The sequence below is a fragment of the Rugamonas fusca genome, assembly GCF_014042365.1.
Classification (GTDB): Bacteria; Pseudomonadota; Gammaproteobacteria; order Burkholderiales; family Burkholderiaceae_D; genus Rugamonas; species Rugamonas fusca.
Map to the genome: position 1 here is coordinate 196,029 of NZ_JACEZS010000001.1, position 14,242 is coordinate 210,270.

The 14,242-nt window shown below is 65.8% G+C and carries 11 protein-coding genes; 4 read left to right on the forward strand and 7 right to left on the reverse strand.

Going from position 1 to position 14,242, the window contains the following annotated elements:
- Nucleotides 1-563: 563 nt before the first annotated feature.
- A complete protein-coding gene (locus H3H36_RS00785; RefSeq protein WP_182213078.1) occupies nt 564-1,982 on the reverse strand; it encodes a serine hydrolase domain-containing protein in 1,419 nt (472 codons plus the stop codon).
- 359 nt (nt 1,983-2,341) lie between these two features.
- Between H3H36_RS00785 and H3H36_RS00790 the strand changes: the two genes are divergently transcribed.
- From H3H36_RS00790 to H3H36_RS00805, 4 genes are all read left to right on the forward strand, one after another.
- Nucleotides 2,342-3,817: an MBOAT family O-acyltransferase gene (locus tag H3H36_RS00790; RefSeq protein ID WP_182213925.1), complete on the forward strand. Its 1,476-nt coding sequence runs from the start codon at nt 2,342-2,344 to the stop codon at nt 3,815-3,817.
- The gene (locus H3H36_RS00795; protein ID WP_182213079.1) at nt 3,817-5,004 is read left to right on the forward strand and encodes a hypothetical protein; all 1,188 of its coding nucleotides are present in this window, start codon (nt 3,817-3,819) and stop codon (nt 5,002-5,004) included. Before H3H36_RS00790 ends, H3H36_RS00795 begins: the two co-directional genes overlap by 1 nt.
- 286 nt (nt 5,005-5,290) lie before the next feature.
- The gene (locus tag H3H36_RS00800; RefSeq protein WP_182213080.1) at nt 5,291-5,827 is read left to right on the forward strand and encodes an FxDxF family PEP-CTERM protein; all 537 of its coding nucleotides are present in this window, start codon (nt 5,291-5,293) and stop codon (nt 5,825-5,827) included.
- 114 nt (nt 5,828-5,941) lie between these two features.
- Nucleotides 5,942-6,817, forward strand: coding sequence for a LysR family transcriptional regulator (locus H3H36_RS00805; RefSeq protein WP_182213081.1), 876 nt, complete (start codon nt 5,942-5,944; stop codon nt 6,815-6,817).
- A gap of 15 nt (nt 6,818-6,832) precedes the next feature.
- On the opposite strand, the gene H3H36_RS00810 is transcribed toward H3H36_RS00805, so the two are convergent.
- The 6 genes from H3H36_RS00810 to H3H36_RS00835 form a co-directional block, all read right to left on the reverse strand.
- The gene (locus H3H36_RS00810; protein ID WP_182213082.1) at nt 6,833-7,846 is read right to left on the reverse strand and encodes a YeiH family protein; all 1,014 of its coding nucleotides are present in this window, start codon (nt 7,844-7,846) and stop codon (nt 6,833-6,835) included.
- 142 nt (nt 7,847-7,988) lie between these two features.
- Nucleotides 7,989-8,684, reverse strand: coding sequence for an alpha/beta fold hydrolase (locus tag H3H36_RS00815; RefSeq protein WP_311196547.1), 696 nt, complete (start codon nt 8,682-8,684; stop codon nt 7,989-7,991).
- A gap of 6 nt (nt 8,685-8,690) precedes the next feature.
- A complete protein-coding gene (locus H3H36_RS00820; RefSeq protein WP_182213083.1) occupies nt 8,691-9,665 on the reverse strand; it encodes a thymidylate synthase in 975 nt (324 codons plus the stop codon).
- Between the two features lie 88 nt (nt 9,666-9,753).
- Nucleotides 9,754-11,247, reverse strand: a complete 1,494-nt coding sequence (locus H3H36_RS00825) for a DEAD/DEAH box helicase (RefSeq protein WP_182213084.1) — start codon at nt 11,245-11,247, stop codon at nt 9,754-9,756.
- A gap of 53 nt (nt 11,248-11,300) precedes the next feature.
- Nucleotides 11,301-12,386, reverse strand: coding sequence for a threonine aldolase family protein (locus H3H36_RS00830; RefSeq protein ID WP_311196548.1), 1,086 nt, complete (start codon nt 12,384-12,386; stop codon nt 11,301-11,303).
- 12 nt (nt 12,387-12,398) lie between these two features.
- Nucleotides 12,399-14,237 carry an ABC transporter transmembrane domain-containing protein gene (locus H3H36_RS00835; RefSeq protein WP_182213085.1) on the reverse strand — a complete coding sequence of 613 codons (1,839 nt, stop codon included), beginning with the start codon at nt 14,235-14,237 and terminating at the stop codon, nt 12,399-12,401.
- Nucleotides 14,238-14,242: the final 5 nt, after the last annotated feature.

Consider the following 14,242-nt stretch of genomic DNA (forward strand, 5'->3'; position numbering starts at 1 on the left):
ATCTGGGTACGCGGCTGACCGCAATGGGCAGCGCATTTTCCCCAAAGTTGTGCCTGATGTCCTGCTCGCTGACCAGCCTGAAACGCCGGATCCGGCACTCAGTGCCGCCATCAGCTGGCTGGGAACCCAACAATGAATTCTGACCAGGCCGGGCGCTAGCTTACGAACATGCCTCCCTCGCACCATGTAATGGGCGACGTTTTCAGCAAATCCATATCGCCAATTTGGGACGGCCGCTATTGTCGTACTCGGCCGACGACTCTCAAGGTAACATGTTGCTGAAGCGAAAACTTCGCAAATTGTCACGCCAAGCGGAGGTCCCCCTCGCTGTCACTTGCTATCAAAGAACTGGGGCGGCGCCGTTTGCCAATGCTTCAACGCGTGAACAGGCCATGAACCATTCCGCCTACCAACAGGGCAACGGCAAGTTTGCCAATTCTGAAGCTCCGTTTGCGTTTCTCGGAGAACAGGTAACACGACATGGCAATGCGCGGACGTGCTGCGATTCATGTTATTTCAGGCGCCCGCCGACAGCACTGTTGGCGGCGTCGGGCTGCGCCCCTTTAGGGTAGCCGCTTGCCGGGCCGGGGGCGGCCATCGACAAAGGTCAGGGTTTGCACCGGCTGGCCGCCATTAGGATCGAATCGCAGGGTCGCGTCTTTTTCCCGGAAGAAGAAGCCATGGTCGCCCGCGGGCACCGCTTCCAACGGTTGTGGGCCGAGTGGCGGACCGGCCACCAGCAGGCGATCGCCGTCGCGGAAGACGCGCAAGGTCGTGTTCGATACGCGATACTGGCCCACGTAACTGTCGAACAGGGCGGTCTTTGCCGGCACCGCTGGACGTTCGATTGGATGGAAGTCTTCCCAGCCATATTCGATGGCGATGCTGCGCATGATTTCCTCCACCAGGGGCCAGCCGCCATCGCCATTGGCGAGAATGACGGCGCCCTGGCCGGTGCGCGCGTAGGCGAACAGCAGGGCTTTGTAGCCGATGTTCGAGCCGCTATGGTGGAAAGCTGGTTCGCGGCCGGCGTGATCGAGTTCGACTCCCAGACCGTAGTCGTCGCGTACCGTCGTGAGCATGGCGCGCGCCTGCGCTTGCGGCAGCCACGTGGGCAAGGTGCCGGCGGCGGCGCGCTGGATAGCGATCGCGAAGCGGGCCAGGTCGGGCGCGGTGCTCCAAAGCCCGTCTGCGGCCAGTTCGATATGACGGCGCCAGCGGCCCGGCAACACCGTGCCTTCGAGATCGTGGCCAGCCGCGGCGCGCGCGGCGACGGCCGCCGGCAGGGAGGGGGCAAACGCGGAATCGCGCATGCCGAGCGGGGCGAGCGTCATCGTGCTGGCCAGCATGTCGAAGGGCTGGCCGCTGGCGTCGGCCAGTGCCTGCTGCATGGCGGCATAGCCGAGGCTCGAATAGGCGTAGTCGTTGCCGCCGCTCGGCGTGACGGGAGGATTGATGGCCGGCTTTTGTCCGTGCAGCACTTGCAGCAGCGTTGGCATGGGTACGTCCACGCCGTAGCCCGGCAGATCGAATTCCGGCATGCCTGCCGTGTGGCTGAGCAGCGCACGCAGGGTCACCGGTCTTGCCGTGGCGGGGACTTTCCATGTAAGCAGCCGCTGGTTGACGTCTTCGTCGAGCTTCACTTTGCCGGCTGCGGACAGCTGCAGGGCGAGTACGGCAGCAACGGGCTTGCTGACCGAACCAACCTGAAACGGTGTGTCAGGCGTGACGGGCTGGCTGCCGCCGGCGTCGGTGACACCATAGCCGCGCGCCCATTCGATGGCGCCGTGGTTGATCACAGCGATGCTCACGCCAGGAACACGCCATTGGCGCATGCGATCGGCCAGGCGCATGGTACGCGCGGCCTGACCTGCCACGGCCACCGGTTCGCGCAGGCCATTCTCAATGCGCGCGATGCGTTCCTGCAGTTGCGGGTGATCTTCCTGGGCGGCGGCCGTCCCGCAGGCGGCGAGCATCAACATCAATAAGGGTCGTAACATGATCTCGTTGTCAGCTAAAAGGTGCGCATCCTGGCAATCCAGGGCGCAATAAAAAACAGTTCAAATGTTATTGATGCGGTGCACGCGGGCCACAAGCCGATTCTGCGTTCGTTCCGCTTGGTGGCAGGCTGCCGCCGGCGGCGGTCAGGATAGCAGTTTGCCAAACCGTAAAGATCACAGATTGTCACTTGCGGGCAAGTCTGGCCGTAAAGTCTGGGCTACGACAGTTGTTGGACATTGCCAGCCGGTCGTCATTGAACGTGCGCCGCACAGTATGATCTGGCACAGGACCGCCATGCGCGGACCGTCTTACGATGGGCATTTCCGCCGGTGCGCCCGTCATGTTGTTCAATTCGCAGCCATTCCTGTTGCTGTTCCTGCCCGTCGTCCTGGCCGGCTTTTTCCTGCTGGGCCGCCGATCGGTGACGGCCGCTGCGTGGTGGCTGGCCGCCGCCTCGCTGTTCTTCTACGGATACTGGAACCCGCGCTTCCTGCCTTTGCTGCTCACTTCCGTCGTGCTGAACTACCGGCTGGGCGCCCGGTTGCAGCGCAGGCCAAGCCGGCGTTGGCTGGCGGCCGGGGTCGTGGCCAACCTGCTGGCCCTCGGCTGGTTCAAGTATGCGGGCTTCCTCGCCGCGTCAGTCCACTTGCCGGTGCCGGAAATCGTGCTGCCGATCGGGATTTCATTCTTCACTTTCACCCAGATCGCCTTCCTCGTCGATACCTGTGTAGGCAAGGCCAGCGAGGGCCGCTTCGCGCACTACCTGCTGTTCGTGACCTACTTTCCCCATCTGGTGGCCGGCCCCGTGCTGCACCACAAGGAGATGATGCCGCAGTTCGCGGACCCGCGCATCTACCGTCCCCGTGCGCTCGATTTTGCCGTCGGCGCCACCATCTTCTTCGCCGGGCTGGCGAAGAAGGTGCTTATCGCCGACAACATCGCGCCGTATGCGAACGCGGTGTTCAATCACAGCAGCAGCCCGTCATTGCTGCTCGCATGGGGCGGCGTGCTGGCCTACGCCTTCCAGTTGTACTTCGATTTTTCCGGCTATTCCGACATGGCGATCGGGCTTTCGCGCCTGTTTGGCGTGCGCCTGCCGCTCAATTTCGCGTCGCCGTACAAGGCGGCCAGCATCAGCGAGTTCTGGCGCTGCTGGCATATGACCCTGTCGCGCTTCCTGCGCGATTACCTGTATGTCCCGCTGGGCGGCAACCGCCACGGCAAGATGCGCCGCTACGCCAACCTGATGGCCACCATGCTGCTCGGTGGCCTGTGGCACGGGGCCGGCTGGAACTATATGATCTGGGGCGGTTTGCATGGCATATATCTGGCCGTTCACCATGCGTGGTGCGCGCTGAGTCTGCCGCTGGCGCGCCATGCCGGGACCGCGATCACCTTCATCGCCGTCTGCTACGGGTGGGTGTTCTTTCGCGCACCGGACCTGCACGGCGCGCTGGTGTACGTGGCGGGCATGAGCGGCGCCAACGGCGTTGCCTTGCCGGACGCCTTCGCCAGCAGGCTGGGCGGCCTGTTGCCGGCCGTGCAGCGGCTGGGCATCACCTTCTACGGCGGTGGAGGTAGCCAGTTCATCGATACCTGGAGCGCAGTTGCCGCTGCCGGCGCCATCGTTTTCCTGTGTCCCAACACGCAGCAGATCATGGCGCGCTTCGGCCCCGCGCTCGATGGCGGCCCGCATCGTCCGGCGCGGCTCGCGTGGGCGCCCACGCGCGGGTGGGGCGTGGTCATCGGCCTGATCGCGTTGCTGGACCTGCTCTCGCTCAATCGTCCCAGCGACTTCCTGTACTTTCAGTTCTGATGCACGCCCATGCCCGCACCTTCCTGCGCACCGTCCTGCTCACGCTGGCGACGGGCGCCGCCGCCTGCACGGCGTTCGTGTATGTGGTCGATCCCTACGGCCTGTATGGCGCCGTCAACCGCGCCGGTGTCAACGCGGTCAAGCCGTCGCTCACGCGCTACCAGGAGGAGATCAAGGCCAGCAACGCGCTGCGCTCCGGGGCCAGGAATTTCATTTTCGGTAATTCGCGGGCCGAGATCGGGTTTGACCCTGACACCGTGGGCAATGCCTACAATCTGGCCATCGCCGGCTCCGTCATGGAGAGCGTGATCAGCGAGATCGCCACCATGCGGGCACATGGCGTCCGGCCGGCCAGCGCCATCGTGGGCATGGAATTCCTGAACTACGCTGACGCGCCGCGTTCCGCCCATCCCGAGGCGTCGGCGCTGCCGGCGGACCGCGCGTTCTGGCGCTTCGACACGCTCTTTTCCTTCACCTCGCTCAAGGACAGCGTGCGCACCTTGCGGATCCAACAGGATGACTACGCCGAGTCCATGAGCCCGCGCGGCTTCAACCCGCTGCGCGAATACCTGGCCTACGCCCGTGTCGATGGTTATCACCTGATCTTCCAGCGCCGCGCCGAGGAGAACGCGGCCAACTACCTGCGCAAGGCCCGCACCAGCTTCAACGCGGACCAGGCCCGGCGCGACACCCGCCGCATACTCGACATGCTGGCCGCGCCGGGCGCGGACATTAAACTGGTCATCTATCCCTACCACGCCCAGGTACTGTTGCTGTTCGAGGAAACCGGGCTGTGGCCCTGGTTCGAGGCGTGGAAGGCGATCCTGGCGGAAGAAGTGGCGGCCGCGCGCGCCCGCCATCCCGGCGCGCATATCCTGCTGGCCGATTTCAGTGGCTTTGGCGCGCGCCAGTGCGAGGCGGTGCCCCCCAGCGGCTCGCCTGCGGCCACGCAATGGTATTGGGAAGGAGGGCACTTCAAGAAGGCGCTCGGCGACCAGTTGCTGCATGCGCTGGCGAGCGGCCAGGGCTATCAAGACCTTGGCATGGTGCTCGATACGGCCACGCTGGAGGCGAACCGCGTGCGGATCGCACAAGAGCGCGCCGCCTGCCTGGCGGCGCGGCCTGGGCTGCTGCGGGAGGTGCGCGCGATTGTGGATGGCCAGCGCCGCATTGCCGGCCAGGGCTAGCAGTGCCGGTTACTTAACCTGTTGCATTTTTCTCGTCTTTGCGTAGGCGTGCTCCTACGTTGCCATTTTTCACATCGCTCGTGCAAGCCGCGAACGCCGGTTTTTCATAGGGCAGAGCTTGGAAGAGCGGCTGCCATGATCGTCGAAATATATTTTTGGAAATATTTCCTGTGCGAATTGAAATAGTGTCGCACGATAAATGCTGTCATTTTCACCATGCTAAGATCAAAAAGCAGTATGTGATCAACCCACGGGAACGCAAGTTCCCGCTCTCCATGGAGGCAATATGACTAAATTCAAATCGGCGCTCGCCGTTGTTGCGCTTGCCGGCGCGGCTCTGGCAGGTGGCACCGCAGCAGCCGCCGATATCAGCCAGCCGGCCCAAACGCTGACCCTGGGCGCCGGTGCCAACTTCTTTGGCCACGTGTTCAACCTGGGTAACGACGGCAACACCTTCAGCGACCGCTACAATTTCTCCACCGGCGGCGCCGGTAACCTGGTGGCCCAAGTGTCGGCCATCAGCCCGGCGCAAACGGATGGCATCAAGATCACGGGCTTTTCCCTGTTCAATTCCGGCGGCCTGTCGCTGGGCGGCACCCAGGTGCTCGATGGCAAGGTTGACCTGTGGACGCTGGTGAGCTCCCATTTGGTGCCCGACAGCTACTACCTGCTGGTGACGGGGCAGGTCCTGTCCAATGCGCCGACCAGCTATAGCGGCACCTTGATCACGTCGGCAGTACCCGAGCCTGCCACCTACGGCATGCTGGTCGCAGGCGCCATCCTGGTTGCCTACCGCAGCCGTCGCCGCAACGACGCGGCGTAATCTTCATTGTTCGCCTGAACGGAGGCCGCGGCCTGCGTTTTTGCCTCAGTCCCGCCGCAGGCGATACAATCGGGGCTTGCCGCGCCTTGCCGGCCAGCCCCGATCCTGCCATCCATGACGTTAGACCAATTACGGATTTTCATCGCCGTCGCCGAACGCGAGCACCTGACCCAGGCGGCCAACGCGCTGGCCCTGACGCCGTCGGCCGTTAGCGCCGCCATCCGCGCGCTGGAAGACCGCTACGGCACGCCGCTGTTCAACCGCGTCGGGCGGCGCATCGAATTGAGCGAAGCGGGCCGCATCTTCCTGGCCGAAGCGCAAGCGACGCTGGCCATGGCCCGCAACGCCGAGCTGACGCTGGCCGAACTGGGTGGACTGAAGCGGGGCGCGCTGCGCATCCACGCCAGCCAGACCATCGCCAGCTACTGGTTGCCCGCGCTGCTGGTGCGGTTCCGCCAGCACTATCCCCAGATCGAGCTCACGCTCACCATTGGCAACACGCAAAGCGTGGCGCAAGCCGTGGTGGAGGGCGGCGCCGACCTGGGTTTTGTGGAAGGCGAAATCGACGAGGCGGAATTGTCGGTGCAGGTGGTGGCCGAGGACCGCATCGCCGTGCTGGTGGCGCCCGGCCACCGCTGGGATGGCCAGGTGGGCGTGACGGGCGAGGAATTGTTGACGGAGCGCTGGGTGCTGCGCGAGCACGGTTCCGGCACGCGCTCCGCGTTCGAAGGCATGCTGGGCGCGCTCGGTATGGATGGCGATCGGCTGGACGTGGCGCTGACGCTGCCGTCCAACGAGGCCGTGTGCGCCGCCGCCATGTACGGCGGTTTTGCCACCGTCGTGTCGGAACGGGTGGCGGCCGCCTATTTGCAGGCTGGCCTGCTGCGCAAGGTGGACTTCCCGCTGCCGGCCCGCGCGTTCCGCCTGCTGCGGCATCAGGCCCGCTACCGGAACAAGGCCTCGCTGGCGCTGGAAGCGCTGATCGCCTGAGCGGCCGGCGTTGCGTCAGGCGATGTGCAGCAATTGAATCAGGGTGGCGCTGAACACGCCAAGTACCACCAGCGACAACATCACCACCGACGTGACACGGCCGCCGGCGCGCAGCACGGCGCGCGCATCCACGCCCAGGCCCAGCGCCGCCATCGACATCACCGTCAGGTAACCGGCGCCTTCGTGGGCAACGGACAGCACGGGCTCCGGCAGCACATTGGCCGAGCGCAGACCCATCATCACCAGGAAGCCGACGATAAACCAGGGCACCATCTGCGACAACGGCGGACGCTTGCCGGCGTCGTCGCGTCCCAGCAGCGACAAGGCCAGCACCACGGGGCCCAGCATCAGCACCCGCACCAGCTTGACCAGCGTGCCGATATGGACGCTGGTCTGCGACACGGTGGCGGTGGCCGCCAGCACTTGCGGCACGGCGTACACCGTCATGCCGGCGAACACGCCGTACTGCACGTCCGACAGGTGCAGCAGCGGTACCAGCAGGGGCAGGGCCAGCACCACCACCACGCCCAGCACGGCCGTGAAGGCGATCGACGCGGCGACGTCCTTGCCGTCCGCATTGATGACGGGGGCCACGGCCGCGATAGCCGAATTGCCACAGATCGAATTGCCGCAGGCGATCAGCAACGCCATCTTGCCCGGCAGGCCGCTGGCGCGGCCGATGCCGTAGCTGCCCGTGATGGTGACGGCCACCACCAAGGCGATCCCGACGATCATCGACACGCCATGTTCGAGGATGGCGCCCGCACTGACGGAGGCGCCCAGCAGCACGACGGCGACTTCGAGCAGGGTTTTGGCGCTGAACTTGACGCCGGCCTGGTAGCGGGGCGCGAGGCCGCGCGCCGTGCAGAGGATGGTGCCGAGGACGATGGCCAGCACCAGGCTTTCCAGCCAGGCGCGCCCGAACAGGAGGACTTCCAGCCATTCCAGGCCGTGGGCGGCGACCGTGACGGCGCCGCACAGGAGCAGTCCGGGCAGGAAGACTTGTGCGTTTGTTATTACTTTTTTCATCACCGCTGCGCTCCGTTATTACATTATTTGTGTAACGGATTATCGGTGGCGCATATTGTTATGTCTATTTGTAAGTTATTGATGAATCATTCGATTAAATCGAACGATGTAAATATAAGCTTATGTCGATCCAGTTATATGCTTAGTTGAGGCCGTGAAACTCGCGCAAGGCCCTGGCGAGGGTGAACGGGGCTTCCGGCGGAATCATGTGGCCACAGTCGCGCAGCATGACCAGGTGGCTGCTTGGGCAGCGCGCGTGCATGGCGCGCAGGTCGGCCGGATCGACCTTGTGATCGTCCTCGGAACCGACCAGCAGCACGGGGCAGCGCAGTTCGGGCAGACGGTCCAGCAAATCGGTCCGTTCAGTTGAGGCGGCGAATTGCGCCAGCAGCAGTTCCTTGCCCAGTTCGAGCGCCATTTGCCGGATCACGCCGACCACTTCCGGCTTGTCCAGATTGGACGGGTGAACGAACTCGCGCAACTGGGCGGGCGCCATGCCGCCGTAGGCGTGGCTGGCCAATACCTTCATGGTGCGCTGGCGACGCGCGATCTCGTCCGCCTCCAGTCCCTTGGCCGAGGCGGCGATCAGCACCAGCGACTTGACGCGCCCGGGATGGGCCAGCGCATGTTCCAGCGCCAGGTAGCCGCCCAGTGAAAATGCCACCAGGTTGGCCGCCGGTGCGCTGTGCGTGGCGATGGCGTGGCGCATGGCGTCGCGGTCGTGCGCTTCATGCAGGGGCACGAAACGGCAGTCCACGGCGTCGCCCAGCAGCGGCGTCAGGCCCGACCACATGCGCGCGTCGCACATGGTGCCGGGAATGAAGTCCAGCCGGATCACCGTGCTTTATACAGCCATGGGCGCCGTGATGGGCGCGTGGTGCTGGTAGCCTTCCAGCGAGAAGTCGGACGGCTCGATCAGTTCCAGCCATTCGGGCTGGTACTTGCCCGTTTCGGCGTAGGCCGGCACGCGCTCCGAAATCACCAGCCTTGGCGCGGGGAAGGGCGCGCGCGTGAGCTGCTCCCTGACCATGTCCAGGTGGTTTTCGTAAATGTGCGCGTCGCCCACGAAGTAGGTGAACCAGCGTGGCGTGTAGCCGGTCAGGCGGCCCACCAGATGCAGCAGGGCCGCGCCTTCGGCAAGGTTGAACGGCGTGCCCAGGCCGATGTCATTGCTGCGCACGTACAGGCAAAGCGAGATTTCACGGGTGGCGGCGTTGGGGATGAACTGGTACAGCAGGTGGCATGCCGGCAGCGCCACAGCGTCCAGGTCGGCCGGGTTCCAGCCGTGGAACAGGATGCGGCGGCTGCCGGGATTGTTGACGATGGTGTCCAGGCATTCGCGCAACTGGTCGATGGCCTTGTACAGCAGGACCTTGTCCACGCCTTCATCCTGCAGCGGCGCGATCACGCGGAAGCCGTTGCGCTGCGCTTCCTCGATCTGCGCCGTCTGGTCGGCGGCGATCAGCTTGTAGCCGGGCCAGCCGCGCCACTGCACGCCGTACACGGGGCCGAGGTCGTCCTCGCCCAGACGGTAGGGATTCTCCAGCCACTGCTTGTTTTCATTGGCGTTCTGGTCCCACACCTTGCAGCCCAGCGCGCGGAAGTCGGCCGCGCTGCGCGAGGCGCGCAGGAAGGCACACAACTCGCCCACGACGGATTTGAACGCCAGCTTCTTGGTCGTCACGGCCGGGAAACCGTCGTTGAGCAGGTCGAAGCGCATCATGGCGCCCGGCACGCTCAGCGTGCGGATGCCGGTGCGGTTGTCCTGCCAGCTGCCGGTGTCGAGTACCGTCTTGATCAAGTCCTGGTATTGCTGCATTCAATTCTCCAACGTGAGGCGGGGGCGCGCGGCCCGGAAAGGCGGTTATTGTAGCAGGCCGGTTGTTGTCGCGATGCCGGGGCGGCGCTCAGCGCGCGGGGCCACGGCCGCCGGTCCTGGCCTTGCGCTGGCCACCCCCAGCGCCACCGGCCGCAGCCTTGCCGGCGCTGCGTGCGAGCGACTTGGCGCCACGCCCGCCGGCCACGATGATGGCGCCGCGCGGCACGGCGGTGCCAACCGGGCCCGCCTTGGGGCCTGCTTTCGAACCAGCCTTGGGGCCACCGCTTGGGCTGGACGGTTTGCGCGCCGCGGCCGGCGCGGCGGGGCGCTGGCCGCCGCCTGCTGCGAGAGCCGCCTTGCCGCCCGGCGGCCCGGTGAAAGGCCGCTTCTTCTTGCCGGCAGCGGTGGCTGGCTTGGCTGCCGATGCGCCGCCGGTGGCGGGCACCCGATGGTCGGCCTCGAAGCCCGGTTCTTCCTCGCGCGGGATCACCTGGCCGGTGAGCTTTTCGATGGCGGCCAGCAGGCCCACTTCGTCGGCGCAGACCAGCGACACGGCTTCGCCCGTGGCGCCGGCGCGGCCGGTGCGGCCAATGCGGTGCACGTAGTCTTCCGCCACCGTCGGCAGGTCGAAGTTGACCACCTGCGGCAGCGCTTCGATGTCGAGTCCGCGCGCGGCCACGTCGGTCGCCACCAGCACTTGCACTTGCGCCGTCTTGAAGCGGTCCAGTGCGCGCAGGCGGGCAGGTTGTGGCTTGTCGCCGTGGATGGCGTCGGCCGTGATGCCTTCCTCCAGCAGCATCTGCACCAGTTGTTCCACACCCTTGCGGGTCTTGACGAACACCAGCACCTGGCCCCAGCGCAGCTTCTTCATCAGGTGCAGGAACAGTTCCGGCTTGCGCTTCTTGTCGGTCGGGATCAGCCACTGCTTGACGGTCTTGGTGGCCGTATTGCGCGGGCTGACCTGGATTTCGACCGGATTGTTCAGCAAGCCCTTGGCCATGCTGCGGATCGCATCGGAGAACGTGGCCGAGAACAGCAAGGTCTGGCGCGGCTTGGGCATGGCCATGAACAGCAGGTCGAGGTCGTGCGAGAAGCCCAGGTCCAGCATGCGGTCGGCCTCGTCCAGCACCAGTGTTTGCAGCGACTCGAAGCGGATGGCCTCCTGGCGCAGCAGGTCCAGCAGGCGGCCGGGCGTGGCCACCAGCACGTCCAGGCCCTTGCGCAACTTGTTCACCTGCGGCTCGATCGGCACGCCGCCATAAGCGACGAAATAGCGCAGCGGCACATTGCGGCCGTAGGTGCGGAAGCTGTCGTACACCTGTTCGGCCAGTTCGCGCGTGGGCACCAGCACCAGGCAGCGCACGGACTGCGGCGCCACCGTGCCTGCCATCGTCAGCCGATGCAGGATGGGCAGCGCGAAGCCGGCCGTCTTGCCGGTGCCGGTCTGGGCGGCGGCCATCAGATCGCGGCCGGCCAGCACGGCCGGTATCGCCTGCTTCTGGACTGGCGTGGGTTCGTGGTAGGCCAGCGCTTCGAGCGTGCGTAGCAAAGGATCGATCAGGCCGAGGGATGCAAATGTCATGGTGTGGTGAATAAGAAGCGGGAAGGGCGGCGCGGAAAAAACCGGCCGCCGGATTAATTGGTCAGGGCGGCGGCCCACAGGGCCAGGATTTCGCGCACGCGCTCGTCGGACAGCGACAGCAGGTTGTCGCCGACATACAGTTCGACCACGCTGTGCTCCGGCAGCGCGCCGTGGCTGGCGCGATTGAACAGCCAGATACCGTGCCTGGCCGCGATATCGTTGCGGATTTCCATGGCCCGCTCGCGGCTCACCGGCAGGTGCAGGTGCAGCATGTTCGCGTGCGGATGGGCCGGATTGACCATCATGCGCGGGTGCGCGCGCAAGGCTTCGTACAGCCATTGCGTGCGGCGGAAATAGTCCGGCATGGCCGCCAGCCGCGCATCGAATTGCATGGCTGCCGCCACCACGTAAGGCGAGCGGTGCACGATATTGCCACCCTGGCGGCGATACCATTCGGCGGCCCGGGCCACGAAGGCGTGGCTGCCGGCCAGCAGGGCGCCACCGAGGCCCCCTATGCCTTTGTACAGCGAGACGTAGACGCTGTCGAAACCGGCGGCGATGTCGGCCACGGGACGGCCATAGGCGGCAGACGTTTCCCACAGACGCGCACCATCCATGTGCAGGTGGATGCCTTGTTCGGCGCAGTGGCGCTTGATCGCGTCCAGTTCTTCCCAGCCTGGACACTGGCCGCCGATCTCGCGGGCCGGCAGTTCGATGGCCGCCGCGCCCAGTCGGTCCGGGATCGCCTGCAGTTCCTCCAGCGTCCACGGGCGATGCTGGTCGCCGATCTGCAGGACGTGGAAGTGGTCGAACAGCTGATGGTTGCCCCGTTCATGGCGCAGGATGTGGGCCGTGGGATGCAGCGCCACCAGCTTGCTGCCGCGTTCATCGCAGGCCAGGCGCAGCGCCGTAGCCTGGGCCATGGTGCCGGTGATGCAGAACACGGCCGCCTCTTTGCCCAGCAGGGCCGCCACTTTCGCCTCGAACTGCTGCAGCAGCGCGCCGTCGCCATAGGTGTCGTGCGCCACGCTGTTGGCCTCGCACCATGCCGCCATGGCGGCGAAGGTCTCGGCCGGCGTGGGCTGCCGGTGGCCCGGCAGGACGGTGTGGCATTGCTGGCGCAGTTCGGCGTCGGTCACATCCGGCTCCGGTCAGTGGACCACGTGAACGTTGTGGAACTGCAGGGCCGCCAGGTTGGCGTACACGCCGCCCAGCGCCACCAGCGAAGCGTGGGTGCCGGTTTCGACGATCCTGCCGTCTTCCATGACGATGATGCGGTCGGCGCGCTGCACGGTGGCCAGGCGGTGGGCGATGATGACGGTGGTGCGGGCCACCATGGCCGCTTCCAGCGCCGACTGGACCAGGCGTTCCGATTCCGCGTCCAGCGCGCTGGTCGCTTCGTCCAGCAGCAGCAGTGGGGGATTCTTGAGCAGCGCGCGGGCGATGGCGATCCGTTGGCGCTGGCCGCCGGACAGGCGCACGCCGCGCTCGCCCAGGAACGACTGGTAGCCTTGCGGCAGGCGTTCGATGAATTCATGGGCGGCGGCCAGCTTGGCGGCCTGGATCACTTCCGCATCGGTGGCGCCGGCGCGGCCGTAGCGGATGTTTTCCATCGCATCGGCCGAGAAGATCACCGTATCCTGCGGCACGATGCCGATCGCGTCGCGCAGCGTGTGCAGGTCGAGGCGGGTGATGTCCACGCCATCGAGCTTGATGGCGCCTTGCTGGGGATCGTAGAAGCGCAGGAACAGCTGGAACAGGGTGGTCTTGCCGGCGCCGGAAGGGCCGACCACGGCCACGGTTTCACCGGGCTTGATGTCGAGCGACAGGTGTTCCAGCGCCTTGGTGTCCGGACGCGAAGGATAGCTGAACGAGACGTCCTGCAACGTCAGCGCGGCGCCGTTGGCCGCGCGCGGCGGCAGCGCCAGTGGCTGGGATGGCGATTCGATGCGCGACTTGGCCGACATCAGTTCCAGCAGGCGTTCGGTGGCGCCGGCGGCGCGCTGGGCCTCGCCCATCACTTCGGACAGGGCGCCGATGGAGCCGGCCACGATGGAGGCGTACAGGATGAACTGGCCCAGGTCGCCGCCGGTCATGCTGCCTTCGATCACGGCGTGCGCGCCCAGCCACAGCACGAACACGATGGTGCCAAACACCAGCACGATGGCGATCATGGTCAGCAGCGCGCGGGCGCGGATGCGGCGCATGGCCGTCAGGAAGGCGCCTTCCACGGACGCGCCGAAGCGCGCCGACTCCACTTTCTCGTGCGTGAAGGCCTGCACGGTGGGCATGGCGTTCAGGATTTCGCCGGCCATGGCCGAGGCGTCGGCGATGCGGTCCTGGGAGTCGCGCGACAGCTTGCGCACGCGGCGGCCGAACATCACGATCGGCAGCACCGTCAGCACCAGCAGGCCGATAATGATGGACGACAGCTTGACGCTGGTGACGAACAACATCACCAGCCCGCCGAAGAACAACAGCATGTTACGCAAGGCCATCGAGATGCTGGTGCCGACCACGGCCTGGATCAGCGTGGTGTCGGTGGTGATGCGCGACAGGACTTCGCCCGTTTGCGTCGTCTCGAAGAATTCCGGGCTTTGCGTGACCACGTGCTTGTACACGGCGCTGCGGATATCGGCCGTGACGCGCTCACCGAGCCAGGACACCGTGTAGAAGCGGGCCGCCGTGGCCAGCGCCAGCACGGTGGCGACGGCGAACAGGGCCAGGAACACCAGGTCCACATGCTTGATGCTCTTGCTGCCGGCGGCGCCGCCGAAGCCCAGGTCGATCATCTGCTTGAAGGCGGCGGGGATGGCCAGCGTGGAGGCGGCGGCCACCACCAGCGCGATACCGGCCATCGCGAACTGGCGGCGATACGGCCGCAGGAACGGCATCAGGCCCTTGAAGGCGGCCAGGCTGCCCTTCTTCAGTTGGCGGGATTCTGTGGGAGCTGCGGCGGACGGTGTGCTGGCGGTGGTGCTATTTGTCATCGTGT

Bases quoted from the DNA above. Each gene is read 5' to 3' on its own strand.
- H3H36_RS00805 (WP_182213081.1), top strand. From the start codon at position 5,942: ATGACGTTAGACCAATTACGGATTTTCATCGCCGTCGCCGAACGCGAG.
- H3H36_RS00800 (WP_182213080.1), top strand. From the start codon at position 5,291: ATGACTAAATTCAAATCGGCGCTCGCCGTTGTTGCGCTTGCCGGCGCG.
- H3H36_RS00810 (WP_182213082.1), bottom strand. From the start codon at position 7,846: ATGAAAAAAGTAATAACAAACGCACAAGTCTTCCTGCCCGGACTGCTC.
- H3H36_RS00785 (WP_182213078.1), bottom strand. From the start codon at position 1,982: ATGTTGATGCTCGCCGCCTGCGGGACGGCCGCCGCCCAGGAAGATCAC.
- H3H36_RS00835 (WP_182213085.1), bottom strand. From the start codon at position 14,237: ATGACAAATAGCACCACCGCCAGCACACCGTCCGCCGCAGCTCCCACA.
- H3H36_RS00795 (WP_182213079.1), top strand. From the start codon at position 3,817: ATGCACGCCCATGCCCGCACCTTCCTGCGCACCGTCCTGCTCACGCTG.
- H3H36_RS00825 (WP_182213084.1), bottom strand. From the start codon at position 11,247: ATGACATTTGCATCCCTCGGCCTGATCGATCCTTTGCTACGCACGCTC.
- H3H36_RS00820 (WP_182213083.1), bottom strand. From the start codon at position 9,665: ATGCAGCAATACCAGGACTTGATCAAGACGGTACTCGACACCGGCAGC.
- H3H36_RS00790 (WP_182213925.1), top strand. From the start codon at position 2,342: ATGTTGTTCAATTCGCAGCCATTCCTGTTGCTGTTCCTGCCCGTCGTC.